This is a genomic window from Paenibacillus sp. 01T442 (assembly GCF_056398345.1).
On record NZ_JBFTPF010000057.1, the window covers coordinates 15,711 to 35,566 of the forward strand.

Below are 19,856 nucleotides of genomic sequence, written 5' to 3' on the forward strand. Positions count from 1 at the left end.
TCAGATCTATCTGTCTCTTTTTTGCTTTTCACACTTGCGAGGACATGCAGTGGTTCTACTCTTGTCCCAACCTTCATACAATCAGGAGATGAAGAAAGGGGACCTGTGTATGCTCCACAAAAAATGGATGTTGCTTGGGAGTTTTTTTGCTATGGTTCTATTCAGTGTGAATGCGATCCCAAGTGTAGAAACCTACATACAAAGTGTGAAAATTAATCAGCTTCAAGATGATAGTGCGCATGTTGGAACAAGGAATGACGTACGTCCAGTTTTTGCTTCTTCCCAAAAATCTACCTTACTAGATACGATAACCAAAGAGGCAGAAAACCGAAAGGTCGCTCCAATTAATGCAAAAGTAGATTCCGTATGGAAAGCTATCCCTGGTTATAATGGTCTTGAAGTGGACATTGAGGAGACTCTGAAGTTGGCAGAGCATCAATTGACACCAAATCAAATTAATTATGTGATGAAGGAAATAGAGCCGCAAATTCAATTAGACGACCTTGGTCCCAATCCAGTATTTAAAGGTAATTCGAAGAAACCAATGGTTTCATTTATGATTAATGTCGCATGGGGCAATGAATACTTGCCTAGTATGTTAGAAACGTTACGTAAGGAAAATGTCCACGCGACATTCTTTTTTGATGGTTCTTGGTTAAAGAAAAATACTGAAATGGCTAAACTTATTCTAAGCGAAGGTCACGAAGTATCGAATCACGCTTACTCACATAAAGACATGCGCACGATCTCACGGAGTAAAGCGGTAGAGGAGATTTCGAAAACAGAAGATTTGCTGAAGCAACTCGGTGTTAGAAACTCATTATTTGCTCCACCATCCGGATACTTCAATCAAGAAACGATTCAAGTTGCTTCAGAATTTAAGCTGCAAACGGTGTTGTGGACTTTTGATACGATAGATTGGAAAAATCCAGGAGCAGGTCGTATTCTCGAACGACTCTCCAGCAATGTTGAACCTGGCACACTTATCTTGATGCACCCAACCGTTTCGTCACGTGATGCGCTGCCAGGAATGATTAATCTGATTAAGAAAAAAGGGTTGGTATTAGGTACCGTATCTAACCTTCTTTCCTCAAAAAGGATCACCGGACAGGGGCAAATCACGAATTAGTCATGATTTACTGCTGCTAATTTGAGTCCTAGGCACATTTTTGTTAGACTGAGGAAGTATAATAGGAGAATTGGACTTTTAGGTGTACCATTTCGAGGAGGAACCTTGGTGATCAAATATCGCTTACATAATGGCTTGAGAGTGGTTATGGAACAAATCCCCACATTTCGATCAGTAACATTCGGGATTTGGGTAAAAACAGGCTCACGCAATGAGTCGCAAACGAACAATGGTATTTCACACTTTATCGAGCACATGTTGTTCAAAGGTACGGAACGTCATTCGGCGAAAGATATCGCAGAAATCTTTGATGGCATCGGCGGGAATGTGAATGCCTTCACGTCCAAAGAATATACGTGCTATTATGCCAAAGTACTCGATGAACATTTACCTTTAGCGATGGATGTACTTTCGGATATGTTCTTTCATTCAACCTTTGATGAAGGTGAGCTTGAAAAAGAGAAGAACGTTATTTACGAAGAAATTTCCATGTATGAAGATACACCGGATGATCTCGTTCATGACTTGTTAGCCAAAGCTTCATATGGCAACCATGCTCTGGGGTATACAATTCTAGGCACGCAAGACAATTTGTCCAAAATGAAGTCAGAAGATCTTCGTTCTTATCTCAAACAAAATTACAATACAGAGAATACCGTGTTGAGTATCGCTGGTAATATTGATGATAGTGTAAAGGAATTAATTGAAAAGCATTTCGGCGACTTCTCCCAGTCAGGAGTTGAAACAAGCTATGATGCACCAGATTTCCTAAGCGAGCTGATTTTCCATGCGAAGAAAACAGAACAAAACCATATTTGTTTGTCGTTACCTGGATTGTCGTTGCAAGAGGAGAATTTGTATCCGATGGTTTTATTGAATAATGCCATTGGTGGCGGTATGAGCTCAAGACTGTTCCAAGAAATTCGGGAGAAACGTGGCTTAGCCTATTCCGTATATTCCTATCACTCTTCTCATATTGATAGCGGAATGTTTACCATTTATACAGGAACGGCGCCTAAGCAAACGGAAGAAGTATTGAAAGTGACGATGGAGCTGCTTCATGATATTGCCGTAAACGGAATGACAGATAATGAACTTAAGAAGGGGAAAGAGCAGCTGAAAGGCAGCCTTATTCTGAGTTTAGAAAGCACGAGCAGCAGGATGAACCGTTTTGGTAAAAATGAATTGATGACAGGTAAGCATTATAGTTTGGATGAAATGATTGAGCGTATTGAAAGTGTGAACATGGATCATATTCGCCAACTGACGAAAACTTTATTTGCAACTCCGTTTGCTCTGTCCATGGTCGGAAATGCGGATGATGTCATTAGCGGTTTCAGGAGGGATCAGCTTGTCTMTCTTTGATTATGAAGTACAAATGAAAAGAATCGAAGGTCAAGAAGATATTCTCTTACCTCAGAAAATGTCTGAAGCAGCTAGCGGCTATGATTTGCATGCTGCAGTTAAAGAGCCAATTGTACTCGCACCTGGTGAGCGTCAATTGATTCCAACTGGTTTCGCGCTAAGCATGCCGCCTGAGCTAGAAGCACAGATTCGCCCTAGAAGCGGGCTTGCTTATAAACACGGTATTACAACGCTTAATTCACCGGGAACCATTGATGCAGATTATCGCGGTGAGGTTAAAGTATTGCTGATTAATCTTGGTCAAGAGCCATTCGTTATTCAGCGGAATGAACGCATCGCTCAGATGGTATTCCAGCGTGTACCACAAATTCATTTGACCGTTGTCAATGAGTTGTCAGAAACGGTACGTGGTTCAGGTGGCTTCGGCCATACAGGGCGCTAATACTGCCGGCTACATAAGGCGAATAAGAAAGAACCTCTTCTTAGGAAGGGGTTCTTACTTGTTTCAGCGGATGCAAAGTCGGAAGTCACCCATCCTTAGGCGAACGCATACTATAACGTATCGAAACGGACCGAGGAAGGGGTGTAAGCAAGAATGCTTACTGGGATTTCGGTTGCTATTATGGGGGGAGACGCCCGGCAACTTGAAGTAATTCAGAAATTTACTGAGTTAGACGCTACCGTTATATTACTCGGATTTGACAATCTCGGCAGGCAATTTCACGGTGTTACGAATGTGAAGTTAGATCCGGAGTTGTTTKGGCATGTGGATGCACTTATATTGCCAGTTGTAGGTACGGATGAGACAGGACAAGTGGAATCTATTTTCTCAAGTGAAGAGATGATTTTGACAGATGAGCATATAGCTTCATTGCCGAAACATGCCAAGGTATATACAGGTATGGCGAAGAGCTATTTGAAGAAGATCGTTTCAACACATGACATTGGGCTTGTAGAGTTATTAGATCGTGATGACATAGCCATTTATAACTCGATTCCAACTGCAGAGGGTGCGCTTATGATGGCCATCCAGAACACCGATATTACAATTCATGGATCCGTTTGTATGGTTTTGGGTTTTGGTCGAACAGGGTTCACAATGGCCAAAACTTTGCAAGGATTAGGGGCAACCGTCAAGGTTGGCGTCAGGAAACCGGAGCATTATGCAAGGGCGTGGGAGATGGGTTTTCAGCCTTTTTATACGAAGGATCTGTACCCGGAAGTGGGGAATATTGACTTGCTTTTTAACACAATTCCGACTATGATAGTCACAGCGCAAGTTATTACCAATATCCCACATCGCGCGCTTATTATCGATTTAGCTTCAAAACCCGGTGGAACGGATTTTCGATTTGCCGAGAAGAGAGGCATTAAAGCGATGCTAGCGCCCGGTTTACCTGGAATCGTCGCCCCCAAAACAGCTGGCCGTATTATGGCTAACACCTTAAGTCAGCTGATCGAGGAAGACTTCAAAGACAGGAGCGATGTGGAATGAATTGGCAAGGGAAAACAGTCGGTTATGCATTAACCGGTTCTCACTGTACACTTGAAGAGGTCATGCCTCAAATTAAGAGATTTGTAGATGCGGGTGCTCGTGTCATTCCGATTGTATCGAATACAATTATGACGACAGACACACGTTTTGGTAAGTCTGCTGACTGGCAGCAAATGCTGAAAGATATTACGGGTAATGAAATTATTTCTACCATTGTTGATGCAGAACCGCTAGGTCCATCCAAGTTATTGGATGTGATGGTGATTGCTCCTTGTACGGGTAATACAACTAGTAAACTAGCAAATGCGATGACAGAAAGTCCCGTTCTTATGGCAGCTAAAGCACAAATGAGAAACTTGAGACCGCTCGTATTAGCAATTTCAACGAATGATGGATTGGGTTTAAATGCAATGAATATTGCGAAACTTTTGATTACCAAGAATATTTACTTTGTGCCTTACGGTCAAGATGCACCAGGAGCTAAACCAAATTCGTTGGTGGCCCGGATGGACTTGATTATGGAAGCTTGTGAAGCTGCGCTGGAAGGTAAACAATTGCAGCCCATGATTATTGAGAGATTTCAATACTAACAGATAGATGTCAACTTGAGGGGGAGAAACCAGCATATGTCCAACCAGAAGCTTTTCAACGTTGCAGTTGTAGGCGCTACAGGCGCTGTCGGCGAGCAAATCATCCGTCTACTAGAAGCACGGAATTTCCCCATCAAGGAATTGAAATTACTCTCTTCTGCTCGTTCTGCAGGTGTAAAGATTGCCTTTAAAGGCCAAGAAGTAGTTGTGCAAGAAGCAACTCCGGATAGCTTTCAAGGTGTTGATCTTGCGCTCTTTAGTGCAGGTGGCGATGTTACGAAAGCATTGGCTCCGCATGCAGTAGAAGCGGGCGCGATTTGTATTGACAATACAAGTGCATACCGAATGGACCCAGACACACCACTTGTTGTTCCTGAAGTGAATGTTGAGAAAATCAATGAACATAAAGGGATTATTGCGAACCCGAATTGTTCTACGATCCAAATGGTTGCAGCGCTTAAGCCTCTATATGACCGTTATGGGATTTCACGTATTATCGTTTCCACGTACCAAGCTGTTTCTGGTGCTGGAGCTAAAGCCATTAATGAAATGCTTAGACAGTCCAAAGAAGTACTAGCAGGTAATGAGGCAAAACCAGATATTTTACCAGTTGGCTCCTTGCCAGTAAAGCATCAGATTGCTTTCAATGCTATTCCGCAAATTGACAAATTTCTAGATAATGGATTTACAAATGAAGAAATGAAAATGATTCTTGAAACGAAAAAAATTATGGGCGATGAGTCCATTGAGGTCACAGCTACATGCGTGCGCATTCCAGTAGTTTACGGGCATTCTGAATCCGTCTATGTAGAATTGAAAGAAGATTTCGACATGGAAGACGTGAGAACACTACTCGCAAATGCTCCTGGAATTGTACTCGTTGATAATCCGGCAGAACAACAATATCCACTTGCTACTGATGCTGCAGGTAAGCTTGAAACTTTCGTAGGGCGTGTGCGCCGTGATTTAAGCAACCCTAAAGCGCTTAACATGTGGATTGTTTCAGATAATTTGTTAAAAGGTGCTGCTTGGAATGCCGTGYAAATTGCTGAATATATTGCTATAGAGCAACAATAATCAGCAAACTGCTTATTTGAGCAGTGAAAATGGGGGGAACTCATGCGAATTCTTGTCCAGAAATTCGGAGGTACTTCACTTTCCACCGCACAAGCTAGAGAACACGTTATTGGACATATTCAAGACGCACTAATTCAACATTATAAACTAGTTGTTGTTGTTTCTGCGATGGGAAGAAAAGGGGAACCCTATGCGACTGACACGCTCTTAGACCTCGTTCGGAAGAATGGGGAGGGGCTGCCCGCACGGGAACTCGATATGTTAATGGGATGCGGAGAATTAATATCTGCCGTACTTTTGTGTAGTTTATTGAACAAAACAGGAATTCGATCTACAGTTTTGACGGGTGGGCAAGCTGGTCTGATCACGAATGAGAATCATGGTAATGCTCAGATCATTGCGATGAAGCCTAATCGGATTCTTGAATTGTTAGAGCAAGATCAGGTTGTCATTGTCACTGGGTTTCAAGGGAAAACAAGCAATGATGAGATGACTACATTAGGCCGCGGGGGCAGTGACACATCAGCAACAGCACTTGGTGCCGCTCTCAAAGCAGAAATTGTGGATATCTTCACAGATGTTAATGGTATTTTGACAGCGGATCCAAGAATCGTTGAAGATGCTAAACCGTTACAACGTGTGAGCTTTAGTGAAATTTGTAATATGGCACACAATGGTGCCAAAGTCATTCATCCACGAGCTGTAGAAGTTGCCATGCAAGCGAATATTCCTATTCGTGTGAGATCAACTTTCACCAAGGAAGAAGGAACGCTAGTCACCGCTTCTGACAACACCTCGACAGATATTAACCATGTTAAAGATCGCTTTGTTACGGGGATTGCTCATTTTACGAATATTACACAGATCCAGGTTGCTGCCGTTGATGGCGAATTTGATCTTCAGCTTCGTGTATTCAAAACGATGGCTCAGCATCAGATTAGTGTTGATTTTATTAATGTGAACCCTTCAGGCGTTGTATATACGGTCTTTGATCATGAAGCTGAACGTGCAGTTCAATTACTTAAAGCGCAGGGTTACGAGCCCAAGTTTACGAGTGGCTGTGCGAAAGTGTCCGTGATTGGTGGCGGAATGAATGGCGTACCAGGTATTATGGCGCATATTGTTGAAGCATTAACCGTGGAAGATATCCGAATTTTGCAATCAGCTGATTCGAATACAACCATTTGGGTGCTTGTCCAAGGTGTCGATATGATCAAGTCAGTGCGTGCACTTCATCGGAAATTTAATTTGTTTAAATAAATCAAGAAAGTCAGGAGGCGTACCAAGTGAGTTTTGGAAGAGTAGTCACGGCAATGGTTACTCCATTTGATGATCAGTTGCAGGTCAACTGGGATCAAGTAGAGCCATTAATTAATTATTTAATTGAAGAACAACATTCGGATAGCCTTGTGATTTGTGGTACGACAGGGGAGTCGCCAACGTTATCAGAAGATGAAAAGTTGCGACTTATTGAACTTTCCGTTCGTGTAGCGGCTGGGCGTTGCAAAATCATTGCAGGTACAGGAAGCAACGACACTATCCATACAATTGCTTTTTCGCGTAAAGTAGAGAAGATTGGCGTAGATGCTTTACTTCTAGTTGCTCCTTATTACAACCGTCCTTCACAGGAGGGTTTGTATCAACATTTCAAAGCAATAGCAGAGGCTGTTCATACACCTGTCGTGCTTTATAATGTGCCTGGCCGTACAGGTGTGAACCTGGATGCGGATACAACGATTCGTCTTTCCCAAATACCGAATATCGTGGCGACCAAAGATTGCTCGAATACGGATCAAATGACACGTATACTTACACATGCTGCCCCTAATTTCCTCGTATATAGTGGAGATGATAGTAATACTTTGCCTTCTTTAGCTATTGGATGTGAAGGGATTATCAGCGTAGCGAGTCATGTGATTGGAAAAGAAATGCAAACTATGATAAAGTATTATCTAGAAGGCAACATTCAGCAAGCTGCTGAGCTTCATCGTAAGCTTCATCCTGTATTCACTGGTATCTTTTGTGCACCGAGCCCTGCGCCAATTAAGCATGCTTTGGCACTTAAGGGGATTGAAACAGGCGGCGTTCGACTTCCGTTAGTTCGTGTATCCGAGCAAGAAGGACAATTCATTCAATCACTTTTTGTATGATCATGCCTAATGAATCGGTGCTTCCGGCATCGGTTTTCTTTTTTTGGGAAATCTAAACGTATTCAGTATTAACTTGTATTTGCTGTTTTTTTTCATGTATAATGGTTGCAAGTGACTAGTTCGGTTTTTTCATTTAAAATTCGTCGTCCAATCTATGAAGGAGGTATATTCTTGTCCAAAAAAAATATTGATAAACTTTTGATCTTCGCTCTTGGCGGCGTGGGCGAAATCGGAAAAAATATGTATTGCGTTCAGTATGCGAACGACATTATTGTCATTGACAGTGGTTTGAAATTTCCAGAGGAGGACATGCTCGGAATTGACATTGTCATCCCAGATATCGGGTACTTAACAGAGAATCGGGATAAAGTACGCGGCATCATCATCACTCACGGCCATGAGGATCACATTGGTGGCTTACCTTACGTGCTTAAACACCTTAATGTTCCTCTTTATGCTACGAAGTTAACGATGGGACTTATTGAAGCTAAGCTGAAGGAAGCGAACTTGCTCGGAACGACGAATCGAATTCTAATCAATTCGGAATCTGTTCTTCCCCTTGGCGTTCTTACGGCCACTTTCTTCAAGACCAATCATAGTATTCCGGATTCTGTGGGTGTCGCACTTGATACGCCAGAAGGTGTTGTTGTTCATACGGGAGATTTTAAGTTTGATCAGACTCCAGTTAATGAGCAATACGCAGATTTGCATCGTATGGCTGAGATCGGAAAGAAAGGCGTTCTTGCCTTGCTTTCAGACAGTACGAATGCAGAACGTCCTGGCTACACGGGCTCTGAGCGCGGTGTAGGGATTGAGATTGAAGAAGTGTTTCGTAAAGCGAAGCAAAGAGTTATCATTGCGACATTTGCATCGAATATTCACCGTGTCMAACAGGTGTTTGATGCAGCTGCTGCAACGAATCGCAAAGTGACAGTAATTGGTCGCAGTATGGTCAACGTGGTTTCGATTGCTAGCGAATTAGGCTACTTGCACATTCCAGATGGCATGTTGATTGAGCCAGAGGAAGTTAATAAGCTTGCAGCTGATCGTGTAGTTATCCTTTCTACGGGTAGCCAAGGCGAACCGATGTCTGCACTAACAAGAATGGMACGTTCAACCCATCGTAAAATTGATATTTTACCAGGGGATACGGTTATTATTGCGGCAACTCCGATTCCAGGAAATGAGCGTTACGTTGGCAGAACGGTTGATGAGCTTATGCGCATCGGTGCCCACGTGATTTATGGACCAGGATCAGTAACTGGTGTTCACGTTTCAGGTCACGGTAGTCAGGAAGAATTAAAGTTAATGCTTAACCTGATGAAGCCTAAATACTTTATTCCAATTCATGGCGAATATCGCATGCTGCGTCAACACGCTATCCTTGCCGAAACTGTCGGCATTCCTAAAGAAGACATTTTCATGTGCGATATTGGTGATACGGTAGAAATTCAAAATGGGGCTGCACGCAAAGGATCGAAAGTTCAAAGCGGCAACATCCTAATTGATGGACTAGGTGTAGGGGATGTAGGCAATATCGTGTTGCGTGACCGTAAATTACTGTCGCAAGATGGAATTCTTGTTGTCGTGGTTACACTTAGTAAGCAAGATGGCAAAATTTTGTCCGGCCCAGATATTATTTCACGCGGATTTGTTTATGTTCGTGAATCCGAAGGACTTCTTGAAGAAGCCAATCGAATCGTTACAAATACGTTAACAAAACTTATGAATGAAAATGTAAATGAATGGGCATCTTTAAAAACAAATGTGAAAGATGTTCTCGGACGCTTTTTATATGAACAAACCAGAAGAAGACCAATGATTCTTCCTATCATTATGGAAGTTTAGGTACTCGAACAAGTCACTTGAGCCTATGCAAATAGTAAAGCTCTCTCCAATTGGAGGGAGCTTTTTCTTGTTGCAGCACAGTGAAGTATGCATGAAAGTATACAAGTTTATTCATACTATGGGAGATCTTGAACAACTTGTCTTTGTAGCTTAATTTGAAAGGGGATTATGAAGTGGCATCAGCACCAGGCTCGAAAGAACAGGAACAAGAACCGGTAACAGAGGAAGTCAAGAAAAATGCCGTTCTCGAAAATATCCAGCAATTAGGACAAACGAACACAGTTTCTGGTGAATCCAATATTTTTTGTCTAACGATAATAGGACAGATAGAGGGACATATAGTGCTCCCACCTCAGAATAAAACGACCAAGTATGAACATCTGATTCCTCAACTTGTAGCCGCCGAGCAGAATTCCAAAATTGAAGGTGTCATGATCATATTAAACACTGTAGGGGGCGATGTGGAGGCTGGTTTAGCTATTGCTGAAATGGTCGCGACGTTATCGAAACCAACGATTGCATTAGTCTTAGGTGGCGGACATAGTATTGGCGTTCCAATCGCCGTATCTGCTGACTATTCGATCATCGCAGAAACAGCGACCATGACAATTCATCCGATTCGAATGAATGGCTTGGTGATCGGAGTACCTCAGACCTTTGAATATTTAGATAAAATGCAAGAACGTGTTGTAAGGTTCGTAACGAAACATTCTAACGTAACGGAAGAGAAGTTTAAAGAGTTGATGTTTAAGACAGGTGAACTTACGAGAGATATCGGCACAACGGTAATTGGTATTGATGCTGTTAAATATGGATTAATCAATCAAGTAGGTGGCATCGGCGATGCCATTCGTGAACTGAACAGCCGGATCGAAGCGAAGAAAGTGGCGAACTCTGGGGGGCTTGTTCAGTGATCCATTATTCCGTGATTCCGATGGAGGTTATATTTGAAGGTTTCGATGCGTTTAGCCCACAATACTTAGAGGTTGAAGTAGATGGTTTCATGATGCAAATTGAGCCGTTAAGTGGCTATCAAGCACGTATTGTAAGGTTGTATAGCTGTAATCCACAAGATTATTTGAATGAACTTTATACGCCTGGCAGCATCATTTCCTATCAACCTCAGCTGGCAGTCAATTCAGCTCGTTAGGACTTGTTCCCGTATCATCCCTCGAGTCAAATATGGTATAATGTGGACTTGGGGGTGACAATCTTGGCGAAACGCAGGAAAAAGACGAAGGCTGTAAAAACCAGCTTATTATTCGAGCTGTATGGAATCCTCATCTTGATTTTCTCGGTCATTGCCMTTGCACATCAAGGTCATGTCGGAAATTCTTTGATTTATTTGTTTCGTTTTTTTGTGGGGACTTGGTATTCACTTATACCACTTATTTTCATTTACGTGGCCTTATACGCAATGATCAAACGAGCTTGGCCACAAATGGTTACTCCCAAGAAAGCGGGCATTTTGTTGTTCATTCTTGGCTTATTAATCAAGAATCATATTGATTTATTTGCTCAGCTGTATCCAAACAACGATTTTACATCGGGTAAAGTCATTTCTTCGACATGGTCTGCCATGCTGGAGGGATTGCACCCTACAGAAGCTGGAAGAGCAGCCTTAGAACATGGTATTGGTGGAGGAATGGTAGGCGCTTTTTTATACAGCATCCTCTATTTCCTATTCGATTACCTTGGAGCCAGATTAATCCAATATATGCTTTTTGTTATGGGTTTTATTCTAGCGACAGGTGTTTCTTATGTGGATCTAGGTAATATCGTGAAGGGTCGTTTCAGTAATGTAGGACAAAATTTTAAAGACAGAATGAAAGAATGGCTACAGGACCGAGATGGTCGTGGGCCGCAGGCTCAGGCTGCATCAGCGGGAAGTGCGCCTGCTAAGGTGAAGAAGCCGGCCTACGTACCGGTTGATGATGAATTTGATGAAGAAGTGTTTCAACCAGTTAAGCGGGCGAAGAAAACGCCTTTGTTTATGGAGCTCCTCCGACCAATTAAGGAGAACCGGAAGAAATCTGCGGCAAGAGAACGGGATGATATCGAGGATAATTTGTCAGAGGGCGAAGCTGATGTGGCCGGGGAGGAAGTTGTTTACTCGAACCCTGTACATCCAACGGCTGAACCAATACATAATACAGATGAACCTGCTGGAGCACCGATTATTCGTGATTTTCAAGAACAAGTTATTCAAGAAGCACAACAAGTTGTTAGACCTGCAACTCCTTCAGTAGCCAATAGTACAACAACAGTTCCAACTAGTGTGGATGGAGATGAGAATGAGCCAGTCACAATTGAGTTTCAAGATGCTCCTGTCATTGTGACTCGTCCATATGAAATACCTTCGCTTGATTTATTAGCAAGGCCAGCCCTAGGCAAAGGAAGCGAAATGGCGGATTACAAAGCCAATGCAAGAAAGCTTGAAGCAACATTAGAGAGCTTCGGAGTTCGAGCAAAGGTTCTCGAGGTAGTAAGAGGTCCTGCGGTAACGCGCTATGAAATCCAACCTGATGTGGGTGTGAAGGTTAGCAGAATTGTTTCTTTAACCGACGATATTGCACTAGCACTTGCAGCAAAGGATATTCGGATGGAAGCACCTATACCAGGAAAATCTGCGATAGGTATCGAGGTGCCAAACTTAGAAGTTTCCATTGTTACGATGCGAGAAGTCATGGAAACGACTGCTTTTCAGGAGTCTAGCTCACGACTATCCGTAGTTCTTGGACGAGATATTTCGGGTCAACCGATTGTTGGGAATCTGGCAAGGATGCCCCATTTACTAGTYGCTGGTGCAACCGGATCTGGTAAATCGGTTTGTATCAATGGGATTATCACTAGCATTTTGTATAAAGCAAAGCCAAATGAAGTGAAGTTCTTAATGATCGATCCGAAAATGGTTGAGTTGAATGTGTATAATGGCATTCCGCATCTATTAGCACCTGTAGTTACGGATCCGCGGCGAGCATCTCTAGCGCTCAAGAAAATCGTTGTCGAGATGGAGAAACGCTATGAGCTATTCTCCAAGAGCGGGACACGAAATATTGAAGGCTATAACGCGATGTTGACAGAGAGTGGCACTGCACCGCCGCTGCCTTACTATGTGATTATCGTGGATGAGTTAGCAGATCTCATGATGGTAGCAGCTAATGACGTCGAGGATTCCATCTGTCGTCTTGCTCAGATGGCACGGGCTGCGGGAATTCACTTAATTATTGCGACACAACGTCCCTCCGTTGACGTTATTACTGGTGTTATCAAGGCTAACATTCCATCCCGTATCGCTTTTGGTGTTTCTTCGCAAGTGGATTCACGCACGATTTTGGATATGGTAGGAGCGGAGAAATTACTAGGTCGTGGTGATATGCTGTACTTGCCAGTTGGTGCATCCAAGCCTGTACGTATCCAAGGGGCATTCCTCTCGGATGGTGAAGTTGAACAGGTTGTTGGGTTCGTACGAACACAGGAACAAGCAAATTATCGGGAGGAACTCGTACCACAGGTTGAAGAAATGCCAGAGCAGCAGAATGAATTTGAGGACGAGCTGTACGATCAAGCCGTTCAAATTGTTTTGGAAGCGAAGCAAGCATCTGTATCCTTACTTCAACGGCGAATGAGAGTCGGTTATACACGTGCTGCTAGGCTTGTCGATGCAATGGAAGCTAAAGGGGTTGTTGGCCCTTATGAAGGCAGTAAACCGCGTGAAGTACTGATCTCTCTTGAACAATATCATCATAACCGGATTAGCTCATAATCCATTTTAGACAAACACTCCCTTAGGGGAGTGTTTTATTTGTATAATCATGGACTCACTTTCTCATAATAAGCAAGAAAAGGTTGTAATTTGAAAAGTGAGGTTGAGAAGGGGAATGAATAAACGACTAATTGTCATTACATTTTGTATCGTATTTGTCTTGGTAGTTTCTTTTCAATTGAAGGGCAAATTCAATCCGCCGACGGAAGAAACATTTAGTAAGAATGAAGTACGCTATGGCGCCACTGGATCAGATGTATATGAACTTCAAGGTAGGCTGAAATTCATTGGCTTTTATAATGGCGGTATCGACGGCGACTATGGGTACAAGACATTAACAGCAGTGAAGCGATTCCAAGGTGAGTTTGGCATGACGGTAGATGGTATTGTTGGACCGAAAACCAAATTAAAGTTATGGGAAGCAACAAAGAGTTGGAAACCTTCAGCACCAGAAACAGCGAATAACAATCAGGGAGCTAACAATAATGGTACAGGTACGAATACACCTGCCAATCTAACGCCCTCCAACAATCTTGGTTATTCGGAACAGGATATTAACTTAATGGCTAATGCTGTCAATGGTGAAGCGCGTGGTGAACCATTCATTGGACAAGTTGCTGTAGCGGCAGTAATTTTAAATCGAGTGAAATCGGCAAGTTTTCCGAACACRGTTTCTGGTGTTATTTTTCAACCAGGTGCTTTCACCGCTGTTGCTGATGGTCAAATATGGCTAACACCGAATGAATCATCGAAAAAAGCCGTGAGGGATGCTTTGAATGGACTGGACCCAACTGGTGGTTGCATCTATTACTTCAACCCAGAAACGGCAACGTCCAAATGGATTTGGACAAGAAAACAAATTAAAAAAATTGGCAAACACATTTTCTGTGTGTAAATTGGACAAGGAGAAGGAACCACAATTGGTTGCTTCTCCTCTTCGTATAGGAATATAATGGATTTATCACACGGACATAGAAGGGAGACTGACCTTTGAAGCCTATTCAATTTGAGCGCAGCAGTTGGAAGCACATCCGTATACACGTTCTACCGACAGATCGTTTCAAAACATTTGCCATTTCCGTATACATAGGACGCCAATTAGATGAAGAAACGGTCACAAGTACGGCAGTAACACCTTTTATCCTTCGCAGAGGTACAGAGCTACGTCCTGAAACGAAGCAATTCCGGGAGTATTTAGATGATTTGTACGGTGCAKGGTTTGGTTTTGATATTTATAAGCGAGGCGATTACCAAATCGTTCAGTTACGAATGGACATTATCAATGATCGATTCGTGAAATCAGCGGATTCTTTGCTGAAACAAGGGCTTGATTTTGTGGGTGAAACGTTAACTCGTCCAGCATTAGAAGATCAACATTTTCGCACGAAATATGTAGATGCAGAGAAGCAAACACTTCGTAAACGAATTGAATCGGTTATTAATGATAAAATTCGTTATGCTGCCGAACGTTGTATGGAAGAAATGTGCAGCGATGAACCGTATCGACTGCATCCTTTGGGTAAAATAGAAGATATCGACGGTATGAATGCGGAGAAGCTTTACGAACAATATAAAGTATGGCTCCAAACTTCACCGATGGATATATATGTTGTTGGCAACACAACGCTAAGTGAAGTTGAAGAAATTGTGAAGCAATCGTTCGCGATTGAGCKGAATGCTGATGCTAGCTATGTCACATCTGCGCCGCGTGGCGTAACAGGTGAAGTGAAAACGATCGTAGAACGATTGGATGTAAACCAAGGGAAGCTGAATATGGGTCTTCGTACAAACCTATCATACAGCGATGATCAGTACCCGGCTGCACTTATGTATAATGGAGTTCTAGGCGGATATCCGCATTCCAAATTATTTACGAATGTTCGTGAGAAAGCAAGTCTAGCCTATTATGCTTCTTCTCGTTTTGATGGACATAAAGGCATTTTGACCATTCAGTCCGGTATTGAGATGGCTAACTATGAGAAAGCCGTGGATATCATACGTAAACAACTGAAAGCTTTGGAACAGGGAGAAATCACTGACATTGAATGGAGTCAAACAAGAGCGATGATTTCCAATCAGTTGCGTGAAATACAAGATTCAGCGTTTGAGCTGATCTCGTTTGATTTTAATGCCATTTTGTCAGGAAAAGAGCGTACGGTAGCGGGTTTAATTTCTGCAGTCGAGCAAGTGGATATACCGGCAATAGCAGAAGTTGCGAAACGAGTGCAATTGGACACGATATATTTTTTACGGGATCAGAAGGGGGAGTAAACCATGCAGAGTATGCCATATCCACATCTTGATGAAACCATTTATCATGAAAAGCTTGATAATGGGCTGCATGTGTTCGTGTTACMCAAACCAGGTTTCCAGAAAACGTATGCAACTTTTACAACCCAATATGGGTCAATTGATAATCATTTTCAAGTTCATGGTAAAGATGTCGTGCGAGTACCGGACGGTATTGCGCATTTCTTAGAGCACAAAATGTTCGAGGAACCGGAAGGAGACATTTTTGCAACGTTTGCTACGAATGGTGCATCGGCCAATGCCTTTACAAGTTTTGACCGGACTGCTTACTTATTTTCATCGACGGATCGCTATTTAGAAAATTTAACGACATTAATTAATTTCGTGCAAAACCCTTATTTTACGGATGAGAATGTTGAAAAGGAAAAAGGGATTATCGGGCAAGAGATTAAGATGTACGAGGATAATGCGGACTGGAGAAGTTATTACGGCTTAATTGAATCTTTGTATGCGAAGCATCCGATTCATATTGATATTGCCGGAACTGTTGCGTCAATTGCAGAAATCACCAAAGAGACGTTATATGAGTGCTATAACACGTTCTATCATCMGAGCAACATGAGTTTATTTGTTGTAGGAGGCGTAGATCCTCAAGAGGTTATTACGTTAGTGAAAGATAATCAAGCTGCTAAAACTTTTCCGCCACAAGGCGAGATCCAAAGGTTCTTCCCTGAAGAGCCAGTCGAAGTCAAGGAAGCTCGCAGGCTTATCTTACTTCCAGTTTCTTTGCCGAAATGTTTAATGGGCTTCAAGGAAGCCGCACCAGCGGTGACAGGCAAGCCTTTACTGGTAAGAGAATTAACGACCAAATTAATGTTGGATATCTTATTTAGCTCCAGCTCTGATATTTATCAAACACTGTATGATGATCAGTTAATTTCTGATAATTTCGGTCATGAGTATAACTGTAGTGATGGGTATGCTTTCTCCATTGTTGGAGGGGATACCAAGGATCCGGAACAGCTTATTGCAAGGATTCGTGACGAGGTTGAAAAAAGGAAAGAAGCTGGACTCGATAGTGTCACTTTCGAACGCAGTCGTAAGAAGAAGATTGGCAGTTTCTTGCGCATGATGAACTCACCTGAATCCATTGCGAATGAATATACCAAATATCGGTTCAAAGGGATCGATCTCTTCGATATCTTGCCTGTTTATGAACAGCTAACGCTTGAAGATGTGAATCGTCGCTTCCGTGAGCATTTTGATTGGAGTAAGCTCGCAGTATCCATTGTACAGAGTCGTGAACCATCGTGAGTGTTGGTAAACCATTTAGTGAACAGACCGTGCTGATTACGGGAGCTAGCAGGGGAATTGGTGCTGCAATAGCCCAACGGTTCGCCGCGGTAGGTATGCAGATTGTCATTCATTATCGGGATTCACATGAAGCAGCCAATGAAATTGCCCGTTCTTGCATGAAGCAAGGGGCAACGGTATTGACGGTATCCGCGGATATTCAATCGCATGAGCAGATTCTCAAAATGAGAGATAAGCTTGATCAAATGAACATGGTACCAGACATCATCGTTAATAATGCAGGTATTTCTCACTATGGGATGCTAGCTGATGTGACAGAAGAAGATTGGGATCGTGTTATGAATGTTAATCTTAAGGGTTCTTTCCTTTGCACTCAAGCTTTTATGTCTGCTATGGTTAAACAAAAGTATGGTCGCATCATTAACGTATCCTCAATATGGGGCATCTCTGGTGCTTCGTGTGAAGTACTATACTCAACGGCCAAGGGTGGCCTTAATGCGTTTACGAAAGCGCTAGCCAAAGAACTCGCTCCATCGGGTGTTACGGTGAATGCCGTAGCACCGGGGGCTGTTCAAACCGATATGATGGCCGGCTTCCAGGCTGACGAGATTGATGCTATTACCAACGAAATACCTGTTGGACGGCTCGCATCTCCACATGAGGTAGCATCGCTTGTTTATTTCTTAGCCTTGCCTGAATCCGGTTATATTACAGGTCAAATCATCTCACCCAACGGGGGCTGGCTTACTTAATTACAAGTATCCATGGTAGAGAAGTCCACGCATAATTCTGTTTTGAGAAGCGCATATTACGTATGTAATGACCATTTCTCATAACTCAAAGGAGGCTTCTTACTATGGCTACTGTACTTAAAGTGTTCGACAAATGGAAAGAATTTTTGGCTGAACGCGTGAGTCAGGCTGGACATGCAGGGATGAATGATGAAACCATCTCCAAGCTCGCTTTTCAAATTGKGGAGTTTTTGGCAGATAAGGTAGATCCTCAAAATGAGCAAGAACGAGTTCTCAAAGAGTTGTGGGATGCTGGGGATGAACAGGAAAAGCATACTCTTGCGCGCCTCATGGTAAAATTAGTAGACAAAGGTTAATAACCGTTTTACAATTCAATAGGGTATGATGTGAAAGCCTCCTCTTTCGGAGGCTTTTGCATGCTTTTAAGCTGGAAAGGAATTATCCAAGTATGCATAAGACGCGATTATTACTTATTTTAACCTTATTATTATCACTACTTGCTGGTTGCGGGAATCGTGGAATTCCAGTTATTAAGCAAGAACTGCTCGATCAGAAAATGTCTGTTCTAATGCTCTCAAGTAGCGGGTTATCAGCATCAGCCAAAGACGTGCTAGGTCAAACTCTAAAAAATTGGCGAGACGGAAATTCGATTGCTTATGAATGGGTCAAAGATTTAAATGCACTGGATGATAATGTGGATTCGAAACTAAAATCGAAAACATATGATTACATATACGTTGTTGGAAATGAGCTATTCCCTTCAGCTAATGAGAAGATGGCATTAGGTCTTACAACGGGTAAATGGACTTTTTTACAAAGTCAGCCGTTTACAGAAGGCAGCGCAATTACCGTGAATGAGCAGGCATCTTTACTTCAATTGGACTTGCAACAGATGGAAACCATGAAGAATAAGGCGATTCAAGATCTTCTGTTTCAAAATGCGGTTATCGAATGGGTGACGCAAAGTGAGCGTCCAATTCCATCTGCATGGGCGCCTTCCGAGGAAGCCGATCACATTGTTTTGCTAAATAATAACAACCAATGGTTTCAGCAGTTGACTTTTCAAGTACATCAACATCGTGCAGCATGGGTTATTTTTTACAGCCCAGTAAGTGAAGATCAGTTGCAGAGAGCTAAATCTTTGGGTGTATCCGTAATGGATTTTGCCGGGGCGCTAAGCGCAGATCTGAATTGGACACAAATTTTTGATAACCGGCTCGCCATGATGAAAACGCATGCTTGGCAAAAAGGAATACAAAATTACAATCCGCAAGAGCTAAAGGAACTAAAAATGAAATAATATCAGGGTAGTTTGGTTTTTGAGAAGGATTATGGCGGAATTTGTAGAAATTAATTAAATGGACATGAACAGTCTGGTTCATTTACAGATATGAGTGACAGAGATGATGATGAGGTGGAAGAATTGGACGTTAAAGAATGGTATATGGAGTACAAAATTCACAAGAACCGTCCCGGTTTATTAGGTGATATAGCTTCATTAATGGGTATGCTGGATATTAACATCGTGACGATTAATGGGGTTGAAGATCGTACGCGTGGCATGCTTCTACAAACAAATGATGAAGAAAAAATTGATTTAATGGGTAAAATGTTGAGAAAAGTAGATAATATTACTATTACTGCTTTGAGACCTCCAAAATTAGTTGATATTTTGGCTGTTCGCCACGGCAGATATATAGAGCGCGATTCCGACGATCGCAAAACATTTCGCTTTACGCGAGACGAGTTAGGCTTGTTAGTTGACTTCCTGGGTGAAATATTCAAACGTGAAGGCAATCAAGTTGTTGGACTTCGTGGCATGCCGCGTGTTGGCAAAACGGAATCAATTATTGCAGGCAGTGTTTGTGCGAATAAACGTTGGACATTTGTTTCTTCCACTTTATTGAGACAAACTGTTCGCAGTCAGCTTTCTGAGGATGAAATGGCCCCAAACAATGTCTATATCATTGACGGTATTGTTTCGACAATTCGTTCCAACGAGAAGCATTACAGTCTTTTGCAAGATATTATGGCTCTGCCTTCAACAAAGGTTATCGAGCATCCAGACATTTTTATTCGCGAATCGGAATACACCTATAATCACTTCGATTATATTATTG

19 protein-coding genes are annotated in these 19,856 nt (G+C 42.4%); all 19 read left to right on the forward strand.

The genetic code is table 11. The features are described from left to right. Nucleotides 1–151: 151 nt before the first annotated feature. Nucleotides 152–1,129 carry a polysaccharide deacetylase family protein gene (locus AC1DLM_RS27410; protein WP_477571733.1) on the forward strand — a complete coding sequence of 326 codons (978 nt, stop codon included), beginning with the start codon at nt 152–154 and terminating at the stop codon, nt 1,127–1,129. A gap of 108 nt (nt 1,130–1,237) precedes the next feature. Then, entirely contained in the window at nt 1,238–2,494 is a 1,257-nt protein-coding gene (locus AC1DLM_RS27415) for a M16 family metallopeptidase (protein ID WP_477571734.1), read from the forward strand. A 13-nt stretch (nt 2,495–2,507) separates the two neighbouring features. Continuing rightward, entirely contained in the window at nt 2,508–2,936 is a 429-nt protein-coding gene (gene dut, locus AC1DLM_RS27420) for a dUTP diphosphatase (protein WP_441992013.1), read from the forward strand. A gap of 153 nt (nt 2,937–3,089) precedes the next feature. Next, nucleotides 3,090–3,989 (forward strand): dipicolinate synthase subunit DpsA, encoded by a 900-nt coding sequence (dpsA, locus tag AC1DLM_RS27425; protein ID WP_477571735.1) that lies wholly within the window; start codon nt 3,090–3,092, stop codon nt 3,987–3,989. Next, nucleotides 3,986–4,579 (forward strand): dipicolinate synthase subunit B, encoded by a 594-nt coding sequence (locus tag AC1DLM_RS27430; RefSeq protein WP_056625070.1) that lies wholly within the window; start codon nt 3,986–3,988, stop codon nt 4,577–4,579. The genes dpsA and AC1DLM_RS27430 overlap by 4 nt, the downstream gene beginning before the upstream one ends. 36 nt (nt 4,580–4,615) lie before the next feature. Next, nucleotides 4,616–5,656, forward strand: coding sequence for an aspartate-semialdehyde dehydrogenase (locus AC1DLM_RS27435; RefSeq protein ID WP_477571736.1), 1,041 nt, complete (start codon nt 4,616–4,618; stop codon nt 5,654–5,656). A gap of 42 nt (nt 5,657–5,698) precedes the next feature. Beyond that, nucleotides 5,699–6,916, forward strand: coding sequence for an aspartate kinase (gene dapG, locus AC1DLM_RS27440; protein ID WP_441992008.1), 1,218 nt, complete (start codon nt 5,699–5,701; stop codon nt 6,914–6,916). Nucleotides 6,917–6,942: 26 nt separating this feature from the next. Continuing rightward, on the forward strand, nt 6,943–7,806 hold the full coding sequence (gene dapA / locus AC1DLM_RS27445; RefSeq protein WP_441992007.1) for a 4-hydroxy-tetrahydrodipicolinate synthase: 864 nt from the start codon (nt 6,943–6,945) through the stop codon (nt 7,804–7,806). 171 nt (nt 7,807–7,977) lie between these two features. After that, nucleotides 7,978–9,654 (forward strand): ribonuclease J, encoded by a 1,677-nt coding sequence (locus AC1DLM_RS27450; protein ID WP_477571737.1) that lies wholly within the window; start codon nt 7,978–7,980, stop codon nt 9,652–9,654. Nucleotides 9,655–9,827: 173 nt separating this feature from the next. Next, nucleotides 9,828–10,568: a ClpP family protease gene (locus tag AC1DLM_RS27455; RefSeq protein ID WP_436242817.1), complete on the forward strand. Its 741-nt coding sequence runs from the start codon at nt 9,828–9,830 to the stop codon at nt 10,566–10,568. Beyond that, nucleotides 10,565–10,804: a YlzJ-like family protein gene (locus tag AC1DLM_RS27460; protein WP_441992005.1), complete on the forward strand. Its 240-nt coding sequence runs from the start codon at nt 10,565–10,567 to the stop codon at nt 10,802–10,804. The genes AC1DLM_RS27455 and AC1DLM_RS27460 overlap by 4 nt, the downstream gene beginning before the upstream one ends. Before the next feature lie 63 nt (nt 10,805–10,867). Then, entirely contained in the window at nt 10,868–13,420 is a 2,553-nt protein-coding gene (locus tag AC1DLM_RS27465; protein ID WP_477571738.1) for a DNA translocase FtsK, read from the forward strand. Nucleotides 13,421–13,535: 115 nt separating this feature from the next. Further along, entirely contained in the window at nt 13,536–14,315 is a 780-nt protein-coding gene (sleB, locus tag AC1DLM_RS27470; protein ID WP_441992003.1) for a spore cortex-lytic enzyme, read from the forward strand. 95 nt (nt 14,316–14,410) lie between these two features. Then, a complete protein-coding gene (gene yfmF, locus AC1DLM_RS27475) occupies nt 14,411–15,691 on the forward strand; it encodes an EF-P 5-aminopentanol modification-associated protein YfmF (RefSeq protein WP_477571739.1) in 1,281 nt (426 codons plus the stop codon). A gap of 3 nt (nt 15,692–15,694) precedes the next feature. Then, nucleotides 15,695–16,984, forward strand: a complete 1,290-nt coding sequence (yfmH, locus tag AC1DLM_RS27480; protein WP_477571740.1) for an EF-P 5-aminopentanol modification-associated protein YfmH — start codon at nt 15,695–15,697, stop codon at nt 16,982–16,984. Beyond that, complete coding sequence (gene ymfI / locus AC1DLM_RS27485; protein WP_441992000.1) at nt 16,981–17,736, forward strand: elongation factor P 5-aminopentanone reductase; 756 nt, start codon at nt 16,981–16,983, stop codon at nt 17,734–17,736. Before yfmH ends, ymfI begins: the two co-directional genes overlap by 4 nt. A 104-nt stretch (nt 17,737–17,840) precedes the next feature. Continuing rightward, entirely contained in the window at nt 17,841–18,092 is a 252-nt protein-coding gene (locus AC1DLM_RS27490; protein WP_477571741.1) for a DUF3243 family protein, read from the forward strand. A 92-nt stretch (nt 18,093–18,184) separates the two neighbouring features. Next, nucleotides 18,185–19,036, forward strand: coding sequence for a hypothetical protein (locus AC1DLM_RS27495; protein ID WP_441991998.1), 852 nt, complete (start codon nt 18,185–18,187; stop codon nt 19,034–19,036). Between the two features lie 144 nt (nt 19,037–19,180). Then, on the forward strand, nt 19,181–19,856 hold a 676-nt coding region (locus tag AC1DLM_RS27500; protein WP_477571742.1), incomplete at its 3' end, for a DUF3388 domain-containing protein.

What these genes read in the sequence shown, in the direction of transcription:
- dut (WP_441992013.1), top strand. Translation starts at nt 2,508, where the DNA reads ATGAAAAGAATCGAAGGTCAAGAAGATATTCTCTTACCTCAGAAAATG.
- AC1DLM_RS27410 (WP_477571733.1), top strand. Translation starts at nt 152, where the DNA reads ATGGTTCTATTCAGTGTGAATGCGATCCCAAGTGTAGAAACCTACATA.
- AC1DLM_RS27430 (WP_056625070.1), top strand. Translation starts at nt 3,986, where the DNA reads ATGAATTGGCAAGGGAAAACAGTCGGTTATGCATTAACCGGTTCTCAC.
- dapG (WP_441992008.1), top strand. Translation starts at nt 5,699, where the DNA reads ATGCGAATTCTTGTCCAGAAATTCGGAGGTACTTCACTTTCCACCGCA.
- AC1DLM_RS27495 (WP_441991998.1), top strand. Translation starts at nt 18,185, where the DNA reads ATGCATAAGACGCGATTATTACTTATTTTAACCTTATTATTATCACTA.